This window comes from Paenibacillus sp. FSL R5-0517, from assembly GCF_037974355.1.
Classification (GTDB): Bacteria; Bacillota; Bacilli; order Paenibacillales; family Paenibacillaceae; genus Paenibacillus.
In genome coordinates, this window is the sequence record NZ_CP150235.1 from 2749437 (window position 1) to 2769653 (window position 20217).

Below are 20217 nucleotides of genomic sequence, written 5' to 3' on the forward strand. Positions count from 1 at the left end.
AATACAAGAGCGCAAGTGCTGGGCAGTAAGCCTCCGCAACTTGCGCTTTTTGCATAACAACAATTAACGATACGCAGGATGGATGATGCCAATATCGCGCTCGGTTCTGAACCCTCCGTCAACGTAACGCTGCATTTCATTTCCTTTGATCCGAATTGGGATGCATTCTCCTTGGTAGAAAAGCTCTCCCTCGACGGTGCGAACGGTCATTCCGATGACGGCTTCCAGATGTCCACTACTGTCGGTTACAAGGCGAATTCCTGACGGGCCGTCCAGATGAATATTGCCCTCCTTATATACGGTCATGCGATCCGGGGTGTTCACCAATTCATATCCTATTCCACAGACCTTACGGCTATAAGCCGTGTTGCCAGATACGACCTCACCATGATCCATATCGATGGGGAGCAGTCCGGTAAACCAGAGCTGATTCGATCCAACAGGCATAATTCCGCATAATCGCTCGACATAATCAAGGAGACAGAGGATGGAAGGTGAGTATGTCTCGGTAAAACCTTGTTCTCCGGTCCACGGGCTGAGTACCTGACCAAAACGCTTATCTTTGGACAGAGCAGACAAGATAGGCTGCATAACCCAGGTTAGCTCCACATATCGATGATGATACTCAAATGCGTGTGGTGCCCGGATTAGACTCAGAAAATTGGATGCGCCTCCCCAGCTGTTATAGGAGGAAAACGGATCGAATCGGGGATCATCCATTGAGATCGATGTAAATGGGTATTTAGCGAAAAACTTGCTTGTATTCAACAGGTACCGCCGTAGTAGGTTATCGAACAATTCACGGTTGCCCACCTCGCAGGCCAACACGCGGAGCAGCACATCGGATTGCACTCTGACGAATTCGTCATTGCGATCCCGATCATAGAAGAACATATCCTGTTCGTCGTAACAATAGCGAAAGAGACTTTCCAGGCTGGACTCGGCTTTGGCTTTCCAATCCGTTCCGGACTCCCCCAGCTCCTCAGATATGCGGGATAGATACATGCGCTGACAATAAATATTAGCAGTCAGATCCGGTGCCAGAAAGGGCAGAATCGGAGAATCCGGGTGGTAGGCAGAAGCTTCATTCATATAAGGTGTATCCGGAACATGCCAGAATCGGGGGGATAAGTCATGTCCAGTGTCAAACGTACTGAAGGCCTCTACACAGCCGGTTCCTCGTGTATTACGGTTTCGTGCAATCCATTCATCGTAACGAACCATAGCCTTGTACATGGTGCTCAGGAAAGGTGACTGCTTGCCATCATTATCATGAAGCTGATAGTGGTTCCACACACTGCGTGCCAGTGGAGTGACCAACTGAATTTGCCGGAAAGAAGGCCCGGTAGCCGTGAGTTTATACGGAAGCAATCCATCATCTCTTTGCTGCTCGGCTAATGCGAGGTACGTTGTTTCGGATACGGAAGGCAGCAGGCGAGACAGTAACTCCGCATTGATGGTACCTGTGCTCTCTAACCAACATCCCAGATAGATGCCGCCTTCTTGTAAAATGGGATCGCTGTCTTCCATGGGCAGGATGCAAGCAAGCAATTTTTGCACTGCTGCATAATACGTAGCTTCCATTCGTCCGCCCGATGCTGCAAACCGGACACCCGACGCATGCCATTCCTGTAATAACTGCTGATCTTCCGGTTTAACAGGCTGAACTTGATCCATAATCGACATGTTGCGTAGACGATTCAGTATCTCTTCTGTCATATGTTCCTCCTCACAGCTTCTGCTTATTGATTCGACTCAAAGATGCGAACGGTCCCGTTATAGAAGTCGGAGACAGCCTGTTCCACACTTTTTCGTCCAAATCCGATCTCCTGATTCGTCGTCTGAGCTAATTTGGAGAATTCTGCAAATCCCGGCGGGTTGTAGCTTACGTCAAAAGGTTCAGTCTTCGTAGCTTCAGAGACAAGATTTGTATAGTTATAGACAATCTCCTCCACAGGGCCTGCACCTTCCTGAAGAAGAGTACGATTGGCTTTCGTAACAGGCACGCCGCGGTCATTACCGAGGATTTTGGCTGCTTCCGGATCATGAATCCAGAAGTCCATTAACATTGCCACTTCCTTCGGATGTTTGGTATTCGCGTAACCTGATAATCCCTGACTGGATTCAAATACAACACCCGTTCCCTTAGGACCTCGTGGTACAGGGAGAAGAACCAAAGGATCTTCCGTCAAGCTCTGGAATGCAGCGAGCTGGTTGGATGGTAGGAGAGTCATGGCTGCTTTGCCTGTGATCAACAGGGATTTACTGGTATCATCATGCGGGTTGGATACCTGCAATTCCGGTGTGACTACACCGCCGGATGCCGAAGTCTTCTCCCAATATTGGAACCATTCTAGAATGTCTTCCTTGGCGAATCCGAGTGTACCGTTTTTCATGTCATACAGTTGTTTACCCCTTTGTTTAAGAAAAATATCCATCCCGTCGACGGTGAAATTATAGGTTCCATAGAAGCCGTCCCCGAGTTTGTCGGATAACGCCTTGCTGATGGCGGCGTAGTCCGCCCAGTCCCAATCCGAAGCTGGCAAAGGCACTCCGGCTTTCTCAAAGAGTGCCTTGTTAACAACAATTCCCCGTGCGTTCGCACCGGCAGAGATATGTTGCAACTTCCCGTCGAGACGTCCGTATTCGATCATCGTTTCATCCATACCATCGAGATTCAGTTCGTTGCCAACATAGGGGTCCAGGTTAAGCAGGACATCTTTTTGGGCATAATCAACGACATTTCCACCGAGGAAAAAGATATCCGGTGCTGTGCCTGATGCCAACTGGGTATTTAGCTTGTCGAAATATCCAGAGGAGGGTGCAAATTCACCTGAAATTTTAATATCCGGATGTTTTGCCTGAAAGATCTTCAGGGCTTCATTCGTAATATCTGCCCGTTTCTGGTCACCCCACCACATGATGCGAAGTTCGACCTGTCCGCCCTCGGTAGTTCCATTGTTATTACCATCGCCTGTATTATTAGTAGCACCTGTATGGTCTGTTCCAGAGCAAGCTGTTACGAATAACAAAAGTGAAGTGATTATACCGATCATGAAACGTTTGAACATGGTGAATCCCCCTGACTATGGATAATGAGAAACGTGTTGTTACTTCAGACCTGTTGTCGCAATGCCTTCAAGGAAATATCGCTGAAACAGTAAAAAGATGATGGTCACGGGAAGCAGTGACAGGGTAGACATGGCGAGCAAAGCTCCCCAATCGGATTGTCCTGAGGGGTCAAAGAGAGACCGGATGCCCAGTTGCACGGTGAACAGATCAATTTTGCTCAGATAGATCATCTGGCTGAAAAAGTCATCCCAGCTCCACAGGAAGGTGAAGATCGCTGTTGTAATCAGTGCCGGAATGAGCAGAGGCACTACGATTCTGAAAAAGATCTGTGATTGCCCGCAACCGTCAATGGTTGCACTCTCGTCCAATTCCCGCGGTATACCGCGTATGAATTGGACCATGAGCAAGATGAAGAAGGAATCCTGCGCGAGCCACTTGGGCAGAATCAGCGGGAAATACGTATTAATCCATTGAAGCTCATTATAGAGAATGTACTGGGGCACCAGAGTAACATGGTAAGGCAACATAATTGTGATCAACATCATGCTGAACCACAGGCCTTTGAATCTGAACTTCAATCTGGAGAAAGCAAAGGCTGCAAGGGAACAGGAGATCACATTACCCAGCACACTCATGACCGAGATCAGCACGGAGTTGCCGAAGAAACGGCCAAAGGAGATGCCCTGCAGACCTTTCCAGCCATTAATATAGTGCTCCAGCGTGAAGCTGGTTGGCAAAAGACTGCCACTGGTGAAAATGAGATGGTTCGGTTTAAACGAACTGAGAATTAACCATAGTACAGGATATAACATCAGGAGACCGAAAAGTATAATGGCGGCATGCCTCCCGGCCTGAACCAGTTGTCGTTTGATTGGCATATGCATTACCTCCCTTCCTGATTATCCCCGTAGAACACCCAAAATCGGGATGTAACAAAGACGATTGCGGTGAATACGCCGATAATGACCAACATGATCCAAGCCAGAGCCGAAGCATAACCCATATCAAAGAACGAGAAACCTTTCAGATACAAGTACAAGGTATAGAACATTGTTGCGTCGAGTGGCCCCCCGCGGCCATCTCCGATCACGTAAGCGGGTGTAAACGCCTGGAATGAATTGATCATGCTCATGATCAGGTTAAAAAAGATAACGGGGGAGAGCATGGGCAGGGTGATTCCGAAAAATTGACGTATCTTTCCCGCTCCATCGACATCGGAAGCTTCATACAAGTCTGCCGGGATCTGTTTCAGACCCGCAAGAAAGATGACCATGGCAGACCCAAATTGCCACACAGATAGCGTGATGATGGTATAAACCACATAATCCGGATGCGCAATCCAGGACGGACCAGAGATGCCAAACCAGCTTAGAAACTGGTTGACCAGTCCGTTCCCCTCAAAAAGTTGACGCCAGACGATTGCGATTGCGACGCTACCGCCCAAGAGGGAAGGGATGTAATATACGGTCCGGTAGATGCCGAGGGCTCGAATTCCTTTGTTCAGCGCCATTGCCACCATTAGAGCAAAGGCAAGCCTTAGAGGAACGGATAAAAAGACATAATAAAATGTCAGCCCGAGGGACCTGCGAAAGGTATCGTCCTCGGTAAAGATGTGAACATAGTTGCTAAGTCCAGTCCAAGTTGGTGATGACAGCAGATTGAATTTGGTCATGGATAAGTATAGGGACGCAATCATCGGTCCCAGTGTCAGACAGAAGAGTCCGATCAGCCAGGGCAGAAGAAACAAGTAGGCTGTGGTATTCTGCTGACCGTATAAGGGCTTGGTCTGTTTTTTCATCATGTGCCTCCCTTCTGAATCGATAAAATTCATGGTTAACCCCTGTGAATCCGCTTACAACATGTGTCGTTCTATGGGTAACCACATCATACCGGGGAAGGGGAGAAGCTTGAATCTTATTTCTTCGGATCATGATTATCGATTTTTTCGGAATGCTGCAACCGATAGTCTGAAGGACTCATGTTGAACATTCTTTTGAATTTCGAACTGAAATAACTTGGCGAACTGAAACCTGTCAGTTCAGTAATATCCCATACCGTTAATTGAGTATCCTTCAGCAGTTGCAAAGCATGTTTCATCCGAACACCCGTCACATATTGAACGAAAGAGGTACCTGCCCCTACCTTAAACAATTCGGAGAAGTAGGTAGGGTAATAGTTGAATCGTTCAGCGAGTAACGTCAACGTGAGCTCCTGCATGTAGTTCTCTTCGATATATCGCTTGGCTAACTCTATAACCGTCCCATCCCCATTTTCCGAAGGAAGTTGTTGACCCAGGAAGTCTTGAGCCCATTGCATTAATAAGCGTTCTGCTTGATCTGGCGTCTTAAGCCACAGTATCCATTCCGGGGCCATTGGAAAAAAATCCATCAACAGTGAAATTTGAAAAATAGTTCTTGTCATTCGGGAAGGAGAGAGCTGGAATGCCTCGTGAATTTCCTTATGGATGATGCTGCGGAAGGAGTCCAGTTCTCCACGAATGAGGCAACGATGCAGCGTGCGTGTCGTTTCTTCAGGCAGTAATGGACTATAGTCTGTTCCAGCCTGAGGGTTCAGCCCGCTGACAGCCCGTTCAGCTGAATTCCATGCCAAAAGGGAATGGATATAACCTTCTTTCCAGTGCTCAAGTCCGGATACAGAAAGTCCCATCCCAATCTTGAGTTCCATGGAAAAAACGGATGCCGTATGTTCCGTGAGCTGTTGGATGAATTCATGCTGCATACCATCTTGTACCATGAAATGCATGATGCCTGCGTGTACCGAATCATGAAATACCTGGACATTGTCTGAATCAGACCGGGCGATTTCATAACATAGCATCTCGAAAGGAAGATGCATCTGCTCGGGTAATCGATCTTTTCGAATATCCGGCTTGTCCGAGTGACTTATACTCGCGGTGATGAAACAGACCTTCTGATCCTGCCATGATTCGAGATGGAACAATCGGAGTCGTTCTGGCATAGAGGAAGGCGGTAGGCGATTACCTTTGACGAGATCAAGAAGGAAACGTTCCTTCATCTCCCGGTAATACTGAGAGAGTCGCCAATGCAGCAATTCAGAGTCGCCTCGAATTTTACGTTGTTCATCCAGATCCGCTTTGATTTTGCCTAATGTGGCTTTCAATTCATCCCGGGTTACTGGCTTCAGTAAATAATCCATCACCTGGCTGCGGACCCCCGCTCTGGCATATTGAAAATCTTCATAACCCGTGATAATGATAATCTGAATGGAAGGGTTATAACTGCGGCAGACATCCAATAGTCTGATGCCATCCATGACAGGCATATTCATATCGGTAATCAGCAAGTCAAAATGTTCAGTTTGTAAAAGTTCATCCGCTTCGATCCCGTTAGACGCTTCCCCTGTTATGACAAAGCCCATGCCGTGCCAATCGACTTTCAATTTTAATCCTTCGCGAACTTCGATCTCGTCATCTGCGATTAATACGTTGTACATCATATTCCTCCTGTACGGGTAGAGTCAGTTCAATACATGCACCACTGCTCTCATCGTTCTTCATATGAACCGTGAACAAGGCACCGTAATGCAGGCGGCAACGAGCAATCACATTGCCCAGTCCAATATGCCAGCCTTCATTAAACAAAATGGATTCCAATGAGGGGGAAGCATCAGGGTGATGCATTTTATGGATTATCTCTGCTGGAATACCCGGTCCGTTGTCGGAAACGCGGATATGCAGACGATCATCTAGCCGATTGATTCGAATCTGAACCTGAGCTGTTGTCTGATGCTGGAAGCTGTATTTCACTGCATTTTCAATAAGTGGCTGTAGTATAAACTTGATGATGACCAAGGCGTTCAGTGTGCCTTCCTTTGTTATCGAAATGTTGAGCTTATGACCGAAACGAGTCTGTAAGATGGAGATATAACGCTGCACATAATCCAGTTCTTCGGTTAGGGGAACAAGATCGTCATTGGTGTTAATGGAAAAGCGCATCATTTTACCCAAATCCTCAATGACCTGAACCGTATCTTCCGTTCTACGCTGAATGGCAAGACTGCTTACCAGCTCCAAGGTATTGAACATAAAATGTGGATTAATCTGTATGAGAAGTGCTTTATACTCTGCTTGTTGGCGAAGCAGCTTCAGCTCGAATTCATTCTGGATATGCTGCCGCAGCTGACTGATCATATAACGGAAGGTAAAGATGACATAACTGATCTCACTCTTTACATTTTTATCTGGAGGCAGAAGTGAATCCGCTTGGTCAAAAGCACCTCGTTGCACCTGTCTCATCGCCAGCACCAGTCTGGTCAAAGGTTTGGTTACGCCGTGGGATAACCATGCGGCCGCCAAGAGGGAGACCAGAATTAGGACAATTGTCACCGCCACAATCGTGCTTTGGAGCTTATGGAGAGAGAGATACATTTCCTTTTCAGGTGCCAGACCTGCCAACATCCAGCCGGTACGGCCCAGCTTCTTGAATACAAGGATGTCTCGCTGTCCTTCCTGGTTAGTGAGGTATGCCACACCGGATTTGAGCGGGCTGTTTCGAAATCGATCGATCTCTGCGGTAGCTACAGCACCTAACGTGTCTACCTGCTGTGACAGAATGGGATTTCCTTGCTCGCCCAGTAGAAAAATAGTGCTATTCTCCGCCAGATGTATACGCCGGAGCGGTTCCAGAAAGTAGGATTCACTGACATTCACCTTCATGACATTCTGCGCTGTAGCATGATGAAAGGTGCCAATAGGCATCAGCAGACTGACCACCGGATTGCCATGATCTCTGACACGTTCATGTTGATCGGTGTGTGCAGGTAACCAGCGTTCCCCCAATGTATAGAAATTCGTGTACCAGGATTCTTGTACAAAGGCAGGGTCATATGTTACCTGATTCTCGCTGCCAATTCGCAGTCCATTCCGTCGATAGATGGATACATCCGAGATACTGGTGTAACTGTTGGTTGCCTGAGTGAGGAAACGGCTCATCGCGAGGTTGGCCAGCATCTTTTCTCCTTCCGGAAGGTTAGGATCACTGATCGCGTTATCCCAGTTCTTGCCCATATCACTATTAAAAACAAGTGAGGCAACATCATAGATCTGCATCTGTACCATGTCTACGTATGAACCGTATTCCTCCATTTTCTCAAGAGCAGAGGATTCGATATAAGAGCGAATGACCGTGCGTGATTCCTTGAAGAGCAGGTAGGAGAGTGTGCCAAAAGCGAGGACAAACAGGACAACGATAAAGGCAATCAGGCGGTTTTTTAAAGAGAAGAACATGGATTTCCTCCTTCTACCGAGTCGACTTGAGCGCAGAGTAATTATAAAAATATAAAAAAGACTGCGTGATATGCGCAGCCTTTAAAGAATTAATAATGTAGTGAAGACCTGGGAGACTTAGAAACGAACCAGATTGTTGACGTTGATAGGCAAACCCGTGGCGATGGCGCGATTGGCCGCAATGCCCGTCAGAATGGATCTGGCACCGTCCACATGATTAGCTGCGCGATGGAACGGATCTTCTACAGGCTCTCCGAACAGATCATTCAGCAGCACTGGGTCACCACCGCCGTGTCCACCTGCTTTTTCCTCCACTTCAACCTCATATGGCGCACCGAACATCGGAAGGACCCGCAATGTTTTACCGATCAATGCACCTTCTTTACTTTTGTCACCTAATGAATTGACATAGGATTGCTCCACAATGTTCATCTCAATCCGGCCTTTGGTGCCGTTAATGGCAATGCGGTAACCTTCCCATGGCTGATAGGCAACGAGGGAGTACGTCAGAATGGCTTTGCTCCGATACTTCACAAGCACACCCATCGTATCCTCAATGTTAATGCCATCCCCAAATACGCTTTGATCCCGCTGATAACCATCTTCTGATTCGGCATCCAGATACATGGACTTCATATGAGCATCCGAATCCAAATGCAGTGCAAAAGGATCTTCCTTCGCGATCGGGTTGCCGGTTGCTCGATTGTAGAACTGCGTTACACCGCGTTCTTCTGCGTTTTCTCTGCCGTAATACATCAGATCACCGAATGCAAACACGGTCTCCGGTTGCGAACCAATCCAGAAATTCACCAAATCGAAGTGATGGGTGGATTTGTGCACGAGCAGTCCGCCGCTATTACGCTTGTCCCGATGCCAACGGCGGAAATAATCTGCCCCGTGGCGTGTATTCAGCAGCCATTCAAAGTGAACGGACGTGACTTTTCCGATGGTATCATTCAGAATAAGTTCCCGAATCTTCGTATGGTGCGGCGCATAACGGTAGTTAAAGGTAACTCTGACGTTCTGGCCAGTGCGCTTGACTGCATCCAGGATGTCCTGGCATTTCTCCTCATCGATCGTCATTGGTTTCTCGGTGACAACGTCACAACCCAGTTCCATCGCGCGAATGATGTACTTGTGATGGGTACGGTCAACGCTGGTTACGATGACATAGTCAGGCTTCTCGTTCTCAATCATCTGATCAAACTGATCCGCAGGATAGGTGGGTACCTCTGGATAATCGTACTTTTCCTTCAACAGTTGATTCGCGTAGTTCATGCGGACTTGATTTATATCACAAAAGCCGACAAGCTCGGAAGTATCCCTGTAATCCCGGGTTAATGCACCATAAAAGAATTCCGCACGGCCGCCGGTTCCGACTAATACATAACGTTTCTTGTTACTCATGTCTATCGCCTCCTTGAATATAGCTCTAGACTATAACAAGGGAGTACTTCTTTCGCCGCATTTTATGCGTAACCGCTTTCAAATGCCGCATATTTTGCTATAATTTATGGAAAGGAGAGAGGCCGACATGACAGAACCTTTCAGTGCAGATTTTCATGATCCCACGGATTTACTACATATTGAATATGATCGTCGCATTGGATATTTCTCGATGACGGATGACCACCTGCATGATCATTATGAGCTGTATTACCTGTTGTCTGGCGAGCGTATCTATTTCATCAAGGATCGGACCTACCGGGTAAAGGCTGGTGACCTGGTGTTTGTTGACCGCAATACGGTTCATAAAACCTTGGAGAGCGGCATGCCCGACCATGAGCGGATGGTATTGTATTTGAAGCCTGAGCTTTTTGCAGCCATGGCTATTTCAACGGAGTTAGTTGAAGTCTTGAAGGAGCCCTTCTGCTGGGAGATCCCTATTATAAGGTTTCCTTCACAGGTCACGGAGGTATTGCAGCGGATGGTTAGCGAAATGGTTGATGAAATGCTTCGTCCCCAGCCGGGAAGCAACCTATTGCTTCGTCACCGGGCTATTGAATTGTTGCTGCAAGCCTATCGTAATCAGCATCTGGGCAGGTTATGCTCCGATGATCGTGAGCCGGTTCTTCATCCCAAGACACAGGCCGTTGTTCGTTACCTGAATGAGAATTATCAGAAGCCACTGACACTACCGGAGGTGGCGGGTATGTTTCGCATTAGTCCGCATTATCTGAGTCGATTGTTCAAACAAACAACGGGCTTTACCTTCAGTGATTATCTGAATCTGTTACGGGTGAAAGAAGCACAGCGTTTGCTGCGGGAAAGTGAGGAATCTATTACGGATATTGCTTGGCTTGCCGGCTTCAGTAACTTCTCTCATTTTGGCAAGATGTTTAAGCGAACCGTACAGGTATCACCAAGAGTTTACAGGCAGGAAAACAAGGAATCGGGTTCCGTGAGGACCTTATGAGAGGGAGCGAGTATACGATGATTGAAGCGAGATTAAATGAACTGGGGATCACTTTGCCACAGGCCAGTGCCCCTGCGGCGAAATATGCCAATGCTGTTATTGTTAATGGCATCATGTATGTATCCGGGAAAGGACCTGATACCTCGGAACGTGGCAAACTGGGATCAGACTTCACAACTGAGCAGGGATATGATTTTGCCCGGAATGCCGGACTGGAAGTGCTCGCTGTCGTTCGAGATGTGCTGGGTTCACTGGATCAGGTGAAGAGAGTGGTTAAAGTGCAGGGCTTTATTAATGCGTCCGCTTCATACCAGGAACATCATAAAGTCCTGAATGGATTCTCCGATCTGATGATGGAGGTATTCGGGGATCAGGGTGTACATGCTCGTTCGGTATTTGGTGCCGTATCTGTTAGGGATAATTTGCCCTTGATCATTGATTCCATATTTCAAGTAGAGGAGTAGATCTAACCATGACGGAATCGACTTCATTTAATCCAATTATGTTAACGATTCCCGAGAGCTTCCAAACGGAACGCCTCACGATTCGTGCCCCGCAGTGGGGGGACGGTGCGGCAGTCAATGAAGCGGTCCGTGAAAGTGCGGAGCAGCTGCGATTGTGGTTGCCTTTTGCGGAGAAGATCCCGTCATTGGAAGAGTCCGAGATGACTGTTCGCAGAGCAAGACTGAAATATCTGGAACGTACCGACCTGATGCTTCATCTGCGAGACAGACACACGGATGAATTGGTAGGCAGCAGCGGGTTACATCGCATCGACTGGAATGCACGTTGTTTCGAGATTGGTTATTGGATTCGAACTTCACGAGCTGGTGAGGGGTTGATGACGGAAGCGGTGAAAGGCATTGAGCAATTTGCCATTACGCATCTGGAGGCGAACCGTCTGGAGATACGCTGTGATGCGCGTAATGTGCGAAGTGCCAAAGTAGCTGAAAGGGCGGGTTATACACTGGAAGGCACACTACGCAAGATGCGGCGGAATAGTACAGGTACTTTGGTCGATTATATGGTTTTCTCTAAAGTCAGAGGAATTGAGTTCGAGTAAAAGGGCGGGTAGATATGGAGCGAATTGGTCAGGGAAGAACTGCGGAAATCTATGCGTATTCGAACGAGCACATTATGAAGTTATATCGAATGGATTTTCCACTCGAAGCGGTCCAAAATGAATTTAGAATAAGTGAGTTGGCGTACAAGAAAGGACTACCCGTCCCACAAGCAATATCCTTAATAGAACATACTACGCCGCGTGTGGGCATTGTCTTTGAACGACTTCAGGGGAATACCCTGTTATCCCTTATTATTCAGCAACCTGAATTACTGGAGCAGTTGGCGTTCATGATGGCTGACTGTCATTACAGACTTCATTGCGAACGAGATGATGAAGGAGCACTGCCCTCCCAAAAGCAGATTCTATCCGGAGCAATTCGCAATGTTCGATTATTATCAGAGGGTGATCAAGCGCGAATCCTCTCATACTTAACAATATTGCCTGATCAACAGCAAATCTGTCATGGCGATTTTCACCCCGATAATGTTATGCTCAGTGATGCTGGCGATCAATACTGGGTTATCGATTGGATGACTGGTATGTCAGGAGATCCTGCGGGTGATGCGGCTCGAAGCTGGGTAATATTAATGAGCAGCACTTTGCCGGAGAATACAGAGCCTGCTGTACGAATGTGGTTTGAAACGGCTCGTGAGTCGCTGATTGAATATTACATGCATCATTATATGCAACTGTCCGGGATTACACGTGAATCAATCGAATCATGGATGCTTCCCGTTGCTGCCGCGCGTCTTGACGAGGATCTGCCTGCTCAAGAGGTGGAACAGCTGCTCAAGTTGGTTCAGGAACGACTTCGTCTGTTATAAAAGTTAACTTTAAGATTATTTACACAGACACTACGATGATAGGTAGGGTAGAGAACGAGAGGGGACGAATTCATGCTGCAATCATTAATGGCCATACAATCATACAAATCAGATAACACGCCGGAAGCCCAGCAGCCATGGCTGCAACTGCTGGCAGCAGCAGAGAAACCCCATATTAACCTCGAACGCATTCATTCCATCGCGGAACTTGAGGGAACGAATCCGGTGCTGGATTACACCGAGCGTACACTGCGTGTGCTGGAGAAGCTTCAGGTTTCTTTTTGGGTGCGAGAAATTCTGGAGGAGGTACTAATCTGGTCAGAGACAGCGAAGGCTGGATCACGTGAGCAGCGGCGTGTATGGCAGAAGCAGGGCGTTAATCTGTTTGTGCACAATGTGGGGTCCGCCCAGTTATACGATCTATACATAGGGGCAAACCACTTGGATAATGACATCAGTAAGAGCGGGGGAACGAGTATCAATCAACCTGGATCTCCGAGTGGTGACTATAGTAAGAGTACAGATATAAGCAAGCATGCTGTGTTGACTTCAGACATACCAAGGCATGAGGTTATTCGTATTCTAATTGCTACGCATGGACTTATTGGTCAATACATACGCGGCGAGATTCCATTTGCCGAGAATGCTCCGCTGCACGACTTGATCGCCAAAGGATGGCTTACTACAGAAGAACTGCACACCATACTGTTGGCATTAAATGAGTGCATTATTGCAGGCGTTGATCCAGCGTTATGGGTTCAGGTTCAGGCTGAGGTACAGCGAATTGTAGGCTGGATTATTGCTGGACCGGATCATGAGGACTGGAGCGTGAAGGAACGGTTATCCCGATTAAGAAGTTCATCCATCCGGCAGGGAGAAGCTATGGATACGGCTTATGCCAAACTTCAGACGGAACTGGATGTGGAACAGATACTGGCTCCGCTGGCCCATCGTACGCTGTGGTATGTAGAGTCGGCCATGCAGGATTTCTCGTTGCAGGAGATGGTGAAAGTGTTCCTGTTGACGCTACGTAGCGAGAGTATGACTCCAACATCCATCGAGAAACAGTCTGATATAGTCCGCCATATCAGCTTCGAACCATTGATGAATACGATGTATTACGACTACAAAGGGGTCAAAAAGCTCAATATTTACAAGAAACGAATGATTGAAAAATATTTGGAACAATACACGTGGGAACAGATTGCGGCAGGGGAGCAGATCGTCTATCCCCACCTAACCCATCGCGTGGAGCGTCATGTGGATCTGCCGGATACATTATTCGTGACCTTCGAATTTTCCCCCGCTGCCGAGAAGCTCATCGCATTCTGTATTGAAGCGGAAAAGTCACCATTATATGAGAAGGCTGTGCTGCTGTTATTTGACCTGTTTGGATTGCGGCGGGATGCCTATGACCGGTTCCACAACGAAGAAACGTATTTGTCCGATATGAACAGCTCCGGTGATTATAAAAAAGTACTGCTCGATTATATCGTCGGTAAACGGGTACTTGATATTGGTCCAGGTGGAGGGATTCTGCTGGATCTGATTGAGCAGGAAAAACCGGAAGTGGAGCCGATCGGTATCGATATCTCAGCCAATGTCATTGAAGCGCTGGAGCGCAAAAAGCAGCGCGAGGGACATCGCTGGCAAGTGATGAAGGGCGATGCCCTGCAACTGGAGCAATATGTGCAGCCAGGCACCGTGGATACAGTTATTTTTTCATCCATTCTGCATGAATTATATTCATATATTGAACTGGACGGACGAAGATTTAATTCCGATACGGTTGTAGCAGCGCTGAGAAGTTCATTTCGTGTACTGTCACCTGGAGGAAGAATTTTGATTCGGGATGGCATCATGAGTGAACCCGAGGCGCAAAAGCGCCGGATTCGTTTCCTGGAACCGGAGGGTATGCGCTGGCTGGAGCGGTATGCAGAGGATTTTCAGGGACGAGCGATAAAATATGAACGAATATCAGACAACGAGGTCGTCATGCCAATCAACGATGCGATGGAATTTCTCTACACCTATACGTGGGGGGAAGAGGCATATGTGCATGAGATACAGGAACAGTTCGGTATCTTTACGCCGACCGACTATAAGAACTGTATTCTAGAAGCGCTGGGCGAACAAGCCGAAATGATCACCTTCGAACATTTCCTTCAGGAGGGTTATACGGAAGCACTTGGAGAACGAATGATCTTCATGAAGGAAGATGGTTCCCCTGCATCTTTGCCAGACAGTACCTGCCTGATTGTTATTGAGAAGAAGGGGTTGGCGGACGGATGATGAGCGAGGCCAGTACGTTTTTGTATTTTGTTAGACATGCGGAGTCGCGGTATGTTGCAGGACAAGAGCGCGAGCGTGGGCTGACAGAACAAGGTCATCAAGATGCAGGAACGGTTGCCAGTCTGCTCCAAGGGGAGCAGATTCAACTGTTCTATTCCAGCCCTTACAGGCGAGCGGTGGATACAATTCAGATTCTGGCAGATCGGTCAGGTGGAATTGTGGTGACAGAGGAAGATCTGCGTGAACGCCAGTTGTCGAGTTCGGATGTAACGCACGATAATTTTCGTGAAGCCAAGCAGCGATTGTACCGCGACCCTACGTATGCGTATCCTGGTGGAGAGTCTGGTGAACAGGCTCGCTCTAGGGCAGTAGCGGTGATTGATAGAATTCTGAATAAACATGCGGGTCACAAGGTAGTCATCGGAACCCATGGAGACGTGATGACGCTTATTTTTCAACACTATGATGCTTCCTACGGTTATAATTTCTGGGAGAAGACTACGATGCCGGATATCTATAAGTTGCAGTTTGATGGAACGCACATGTTGGTCCAGGTAACAAGATTGTGGGAGTGACAGGTTAATATATGAGAAATACATTAAGCGTGATGAGAATAGAGAGGTGTGAGTTGAGCGGATGAAAATGACGCTGTTACCTGATACATACTTTATTGAAAATCTAAGCGTATCGCCATTACAGGATAGAATGTACTGCATATTTGATCTCGAAGGTACGGGCATTAATCCTGTGGTGGAGAGTGTGACACAATTTGGCGCGATGCATTACCAAAGAGGTCAACAATGTAATACAACATTTTCTTCACTTACACGGGCGGACAAACCTATACCAGAAGCTGTGGCGAAATTAACAGGCATTTCGAATGAGGATATGGTAGAGGCTCCGTCGTTTGTAGAAGCATTTCAGTCCTTTCAGGAATTCATTGGTGATAGCGTTCTTGTGACCCAAGCCGGATATGAATATGATCTGCCCATCTTGAAGCGACATTGTGATGAGTATGGTCTCCCGATGTTCACTAATCTGGTATTGGATACAAAAGCGATGTTCACGTACATTCATCCTGAGATTAACGAGGTCGTCTCTACGGATTTTCTGATTCGGTATTACGATCTGAATACAGATGGAGTTCACAGGCACAATGCTCTGGCAGACTGTGGTGTGATCGCTGGTATCTTTGAATGTATCCTTAGTGAATACGAGGAACTTCAATTGAATCATTTTACAGCTGATCCCAAGCGCATGATGAAGCGTTTTGTTATACCTGAGATGTATCTGACATAATGAAGAACTGGAGGGGAGATCGATGAGCAGAACAGATGTGGAGAAGCTGCTGTCGGAACTTAACGAAGGACGGATTCTGACTCAGCAGACATTCGAAGGATTGGATGTAGAGGTTTATCTGGATGACAGGGATGCCTCAACGTTTGCTGACGAGTGGATGCAATCCTTTGAACGATGGGCTCAAGCTACTGCTGTGGCTGAAGAAGAGGTGCTGCGCGCATGCAGGGAACAGGCGTTCAAACAAACGTTAGCACTCACTGGCGAACCTGAGTTAGCGGGGTATGTGAGTGATGATCTGGGTTTAATTGGCGCTGCACTGTTACAGGATATGGTGAATGATATCTTTGTGAACAAGCTGCTGGAAAGTTATCGTCAAGGTAGGTTGCCCCTGCGATAAGCGGGGGTGAGCCATGTTGGCTCTTCTCGTTTGTATAAAAAAATAGCATCAAATGTACATTGTGAGTCGGTTGAAGCATGAGTTACAATTCACCTAAGCAATAGATGAGAATGATAATCATTATACGTTATGTGTATATCATTCTCACGATTATATCAACAGATCATATAGGGGTGAAGGGTATCATGGTAGGTTTTATTAAAGGTATAAAAGGGTGGACGATCACATTACTGCTCATGGGTCTGGTGATTTCGGGATGTAGTACAAACACCGCTACCAATGCGGAACAGACTCCTGCAACTGAAAGTGCAGCTTCGGGAGAAAATACATCCGTAACCGAGACAGAGCCTGCGACACGAGTTGTACAGGATGAATTTGGAGATGTAACGATTCCGGTTCAGCCACAACGAATTGCTGGAATCTATGTAGAAGATTATCTGAAGGCGCTCGATATTACACCTGTCGTGCAGTGGTATAATCCGATGTGGGGTGTGCAGGAGTATTTAGGACTGGATGTGCCGCAATTTGATACTACAGGCAGCATTGAGGCCTTGTTGCAATATGATCCGGATCTCATCATTGTGGATGGGGGAGCGGACATGGAGAAATATGAGATGTATTCCAAGGTGGCACCAACATATCGTTTGCCTGAGGAAGTACTGCAGGACGCCGATCAAATGTTAAAAACCATTGCCGATGTTGTAGGTAAATCAGACAAGGGTGAAGAAGTTGCTGCGGCATTTGAGGCCAAGATTGCAGATGCCAAATCGAAACTGAAGGAAGCGGTCGGGGACGAGAGCGTCGCAGTGGTCCGGCTGAATGTTAACGATGACACACTGGCACTGTTCGGTGTGAAAAATCGATTGACCGGATTTATTTATTCAGAGCTCGGTCTAACACCGCATCCTCTGGTTAGCAAGATGGAGGAATATCAGGAAATTCTGTCTGAGGAAGCCATCCCGCAGCTTGATGCGGATCATCTTATCATTTTCCCTTCCAATGGAGAATGGTCATCTCCCGAGAACAAGGAAGCTTTGAAGGTGCTTGACAGCAAGTTGTGGCAATCCCTTCCAGCGGTTAAAAACAATCAGGTGTACATCATGGAAAGATCACATTGGCAATCAGGTGCAATTACAGCGAATTCCATGAAAATTGATGATCTCTTGGAAAAGATGACTCCATAGTATAATCCTATAAGAAAGAAAGTTCTTCAGCGAGGGTTGAAGAGCTTTCTTTTTTCGTATACACTATTTTAAATGATAATAATTCTCAATTAAGGACGATGAATATGTACCCCACCATAATACAATGGATTCCCAAGCCCTGGCTGTGCACGATTCAGCAGATGGAATATATAAACCACGGTAAATCTGAGATCGATAAACGTTTGCTACATAAAAAATCGTCTTCACACTCCATATTTGTTGTTACATCTGGAAAGGGTTCGATAGTTTACTCCGATCGGGAATTTCATTTGGAAAAAGGAATGATTATGTTTGTTCCAGCGGGAACACCGATTAAGATAGAAGGCCCTCCTTGGACAGAAAATAATTTGCAATATTATAAGCTTGATCTGGTGGTGGCTGAGGTGAAAGAAGATATTTCAGACCATTCGCCTACGATAATCACGACTGAGCGGCAAGAGTTTCTTAAAGGGATTGAAGCTCAAGAAGCACTTCCTTTTATTCAGCTGAGTTACAGTCCGTGGAGTTCCTGTCTGGAAGCGTTGGAACAAATGCTGCGTCAACAGGTCACTGGCGATTGGCTGAAGCAATGGGAGGTACAGCTTCGTTTCCAAGAGTGGTTCCGTGCCTTGCTTCGCCAGAGTGATCCCGAAACCGATGCACCAGATGACCGTGCCCGTCTTCAAAGTTCAATTCGTTATATTGACGACCACTATGATCTGACGATAACCGTGGACGAGCTCGCGGCAGATATTGGTCTAACCAGAGCCAGCTACACTCGGCAATTCAAAAGGATGACAGGCAAGCTTCCGCTTGATTATGTGAATACGGTTCGGCTGGAGCGCTCGAAGCAACTATTGCAGCTAACGGATGATCGCATCCATGAGATTGCACAGAATGTGGGATTCAGCAGCGAGTATTATTTTGGTCGCCGTTTCAAGCAGTATGCTGGTATTTCCCCCGGTTTATATCGTCGTCATCACCGTCAAGAGGTTCGTGTCTTTGCTCCGTATCTGGAAGACTTTGTGTTGGCCCTGGGCGTAAAGCCTGTGTTGCAATATTCGCATCACTCCTGGGGTAGACAGCATTATTTGGGATTGGATGATGTGCCCGAATTCGATGTAAGCCAGCAGGATGCTCAATTCAGTGCGGATTTTGTACCTGACTTTATCATGCTGAACAAGGGATATGATCGATGGAATCTGGACCGCTTTGAGCAAGTAGCACCTACGTTTTACGTAGATCATCTGGGAGAGGATTGGCGTTCCATTCTTAGATCAACAGCCGATGTGTTGGGAAAGGTGAATCGGGTTCAAGATGTAATTGGTGCGTATGAGGACAAGGCATTGGAAGCTAAAGGACGTTTAACACGTTATATGCGTGGTCAAACGGTGGCGTTTTTGCGTATATCTGCGTCGGATATTACTCTCTATGGGAATCAGCAAGGTTACGTGGGCCCTGTAATTTATCAGGATCTTGGACTAACTCCGCATTCCCGTGTGCAGCAATGGACGAGACATGAGCGCAGGATTTCCATTGGATTGGAGCAGTTAAGCCAACTTGATGCGGATCACTTGTTGATTACTTTTGATACTGGGGATTCTGCTGAACCAGGAGTTGAGCGCGAACTGCTCGATCGGGATGAATGGAACCGTCTGCCTGCGGTGAGGAACGGTAATGTGTATGAAGTGGATTTCCTGTCATGGATGAACTACGGTGTGATCTCTCATGGGAAGAAGATTGAGGATGTATTGCGGTTTATGGCTTGAGGGATGGAAGTTAAAACTACAAACAAGCTGGTTTCAATAATTAAATTAAACTCGAAGAAAAATGAATAGGAGAATAGACATCATATGCAGAAAAAAATCTGGGCATCGCTTTTATCTGGGCATCGCTTTTAGTAGTAGCTGTTATTGGAATGGTTCCTGTTACAGAGGTACCGAGGACTACGGTTGCCGAATCGCATGAAATCTTGCCTGAAGATCTTCCGGAAAGTTTAAGATATGATTCCGAGCATCCAGATGTAATTTATGTGAAAGATTGTGGGGTCTACGAGAAAGTTGATTCCAGTTTGGTAGACTACGGTGAAGAAGAGGTTGTAGTCGATGATTTACAAAAGGTAACAGATAAAACAAATGTAATTGTTGCTTATGAAGCAACTTACGTCAAAAAAGGTGAATGGGAATAAAACATATGACGTTTGAAGTAAGTGAATACTAAAAAATATGAAGTTCCATCAGCATAGCTGAAGGGGCTTCTTTTTGTTCGCTTTGATAAATGAACCAATACAACGACTCAAAAGGCTTGTTTCATCTCATTTTAGTGTAGCGTTTACAAAAAAACAGAACAATGAGCACAAAATGCAAAAGCGGATGTCCTTGACTGAAAGATTACGACATAC

Annotated in this window: 18 protein-coding genes; 11 read left to right on the top strand and 7 right to left on the bottom strand. The window is 46.8% G+C overall.

Annotated elements, in window-relative coordinates:
* Positions 1-63: 63 nt before the first annotated feature.
* The 7 genes from MKX40_RS12550 to MKX40_RS12580 all read right to left on the bottom strand — a co-directional run bounded on the left by MKX40_RS12550 (position 64) and on the right by MKX40_RS12580 (position 9745).
* Positions 64-1719 (bottom strand): hypothetical protein, encoded by a 1656-nt coding sequence (locus MKX40_RS12550; protein ID WP_339241969.1) that lies wholly within the window; start codon positions 1717-1719, stop codon positions 64-66.
* Between the two features lie 23 nt (positions 1720-1742).
* Positions 1743-3071: an extracellular solute-binding protein gene (locus MKX40_RS12555; protein WP_339241971.1), complete on the bottom strand. Its 1329-nt coding sequence runs from the start codon at positions 3069-3071 to the stop codon at positions 1743-1745.
* A gap of 39 nt (positions 3072-3110) precedes the next feature.
* Positions 3111-3950: a carbohydrate ABC transporter permease gene (locus MKX40_RS12560; protein WP_339241973.1), complete on the bottom strand. Its 840-nt coding sequence runs from the start codon at positions 3948-3950 to the stop codon at positions 3111-3113.
* 5 nt (positions 3951-3955) lie between these two features.
* Positions 3956-4870 carry a sugar ABC transporter permease gene (locus tag MKX40_RS12565; RefSeq protein ID WP_339243034.1) on the bottom strand — a complete coding sequence of 305 codons (915 nt, stop codon included), beginning with the start codon at positions 4868-4870 and terminating at the stop codon, positions 3956-3958.
* A gap of 116 nt (positions 4871-4986) precedes the next feature.
* A complete protein-coding gene (locus MKX40_RS12570; protein ID WP_339241975.1) occupies positions 4987-6546 on the bottom strand; it encodes a response regulator in 1560 nt (519 codons plus the stop codon).
* Positions 6521-8338, bottom strand: a complete 1818-nt coding sequence (locus MKX40_RS12575) for a sensor histidine kinase (protein ID WP_339241978.1) — start codon at positions 8336-8338, stop codon at positions 6521-6523. Before MKX40_RS12575 ends, MKX40_RS12570 begins: the two co-directional genes overlap by 26 nt.
* 117 nt (positions 8339-8455) lie before the next feature.
* The gene (locus MKX40_RS12580; RefSeq protein WP_339241980.1) at positions 8456-9745 is read right to left on the bottom strand and encodes a Gfo/Idh/MocA family oxidoreductase; all 1290 of its coding nucleotides are present in this window, start codon (positions 9743-9745) and stop codon (positions 8456-8458) included.
* A gap of 127 nt (positions 9746-9872) precedes the next feature.
* On the opposite strand from MKX40_RS12580, the gene MKX40_RS12585 reads away from it, so the two are divergent.
* From MKX40_RS12585 to MKX40_RS12635, 11 genes are all read left to right on the top strand, one after another.
* Positions 9873-10754 carry an AraC family transcriptional regulator gene (locus tag MKX40_RS12585; protein WP_339241982.1) on the top strand — a complete coding sequence of 294 codons (882 nt, stop codon included), beginning with the start codon at positions 9873-9875 and terminating at the stop codon, positions 10752-10754.
* A 17-nt stretch (positions 10755-10771) separates the two neighbouring features.
* On the top strand, positions 10772-11218 hold the full coding sequence (locus MKX40_RS12590; protein ID WP_339241983.1) for a RidA family protein: 447 nt from the start codon (positions 10772-10774) through the stop codon (positions 11216-11218).
* A gap of 8 nt (positions 11219-11226) precedes the next feature.
* Entirely contained in the window at positions 11227-11817 is a 591-nt protein-coding gene (locus MKX40_RS12595) for a GNAT family N-acetyltransferase (RefSeq protein ID WP_339241985.1), read from the top strand.
* A 14-nt stretch (positions 11818-11831) separates the two neighbouring features.
* On the top strand, positions 11832-12644 hold the full coding sequence (locus tag MKX40_RS12600; RefSeq protein ID WP_339241987.1) for an aminoglycoside phosphotransferase family protein: 813 nt from the start codon (positions 11832-11834) through the stop codon (positions 12642-12644).
* A 72-nt stretch (positions 12645-12716) separates the two neighbouring features.
* Positions 12717-14936 (top strand): class I SAM-dependent methyltransferase, encoded by a 2220-nt coding sequence (locus MKX40_RS12605; RefSeq protein ID WP_339241989.1) that lies wholly within the window; start codon positions 12717-12719, stop codon positions 14934-14936.
* Positions 14933-15511: a histidine phosphatase family protein gene (locus MKX40_RS12610; RefSeq protein ID WP_339241991.1), complete on the top strand. Its 579-nt coding sequence runs from the start codon at positions 14933-14935 to the stop codon at positions 15509-15511. Before MKX40_RS12605 ends, MKX40_RS12610 begins: the two co-directional genes overlap by 4 nt.
* A gap of 61 nt (positions 15512-15572) precedes the next feature.
* Positions 15573-16235, top strand: a complete 663-nt coding sequence (locus MKX40_RS12615) for a 3'-5' exonuclease (protein ID WP_339241992.1) — start codon at positions 15573-15575, stop codon at positions 16233-16235.
* 22 nt (positions 16236-16257) lie between these two features.
* Positions 16258-16632 carry a hypothetical protein gene (locus tag MKX40_RS12620; protein ID WP_339241994.1) on the top strand — a complete coding sequence of 125 codons (375 nt, stop codon included), beginning with the start codon at positions 16258-16260 and terminating at the stop codon, positions 16630-16632.
* A 185-nt stretch (positions 16633-16817) separates the two neighbouring features.
* Positions 16818-17816, top strand: coding sequence for an ABC transporter substrate-binding protein (locus tag MKX40_RS12625; RefSeq protein ID WP_339241996.1), 999 nt, complete (start codon positions 16818-16820; stop codon positions 17814-17816).
* 161 nt (positions 17817-17977) lie between these two features.
* The gene (locus MKX40_RS12630) at positions 17978-19585 is read left to right on the top strand and encodes a helix-turn-helix domain-containing protein (protein ID WP_339243036.1); all 1608 of its coding nucleotides are present in this window, start codon (positions 17978-17980) and stop codon (positions 19583-19585) included.
* Between the two features lie 149 nt (positions 19586-19734).
* Positions 19735-20004: a hypothetical protein gene (locus tag MKX40_RS12635; RefSeq protein WP_339241998.1), complete on the top strand. Its 270-nt coding sequence runs from the start codon at positions 19735-19737 to the stop codon at positions 20002-20004.
* The last annotated feature ends 213 nt before the right edge of the window (positions 20005-20217 follow it).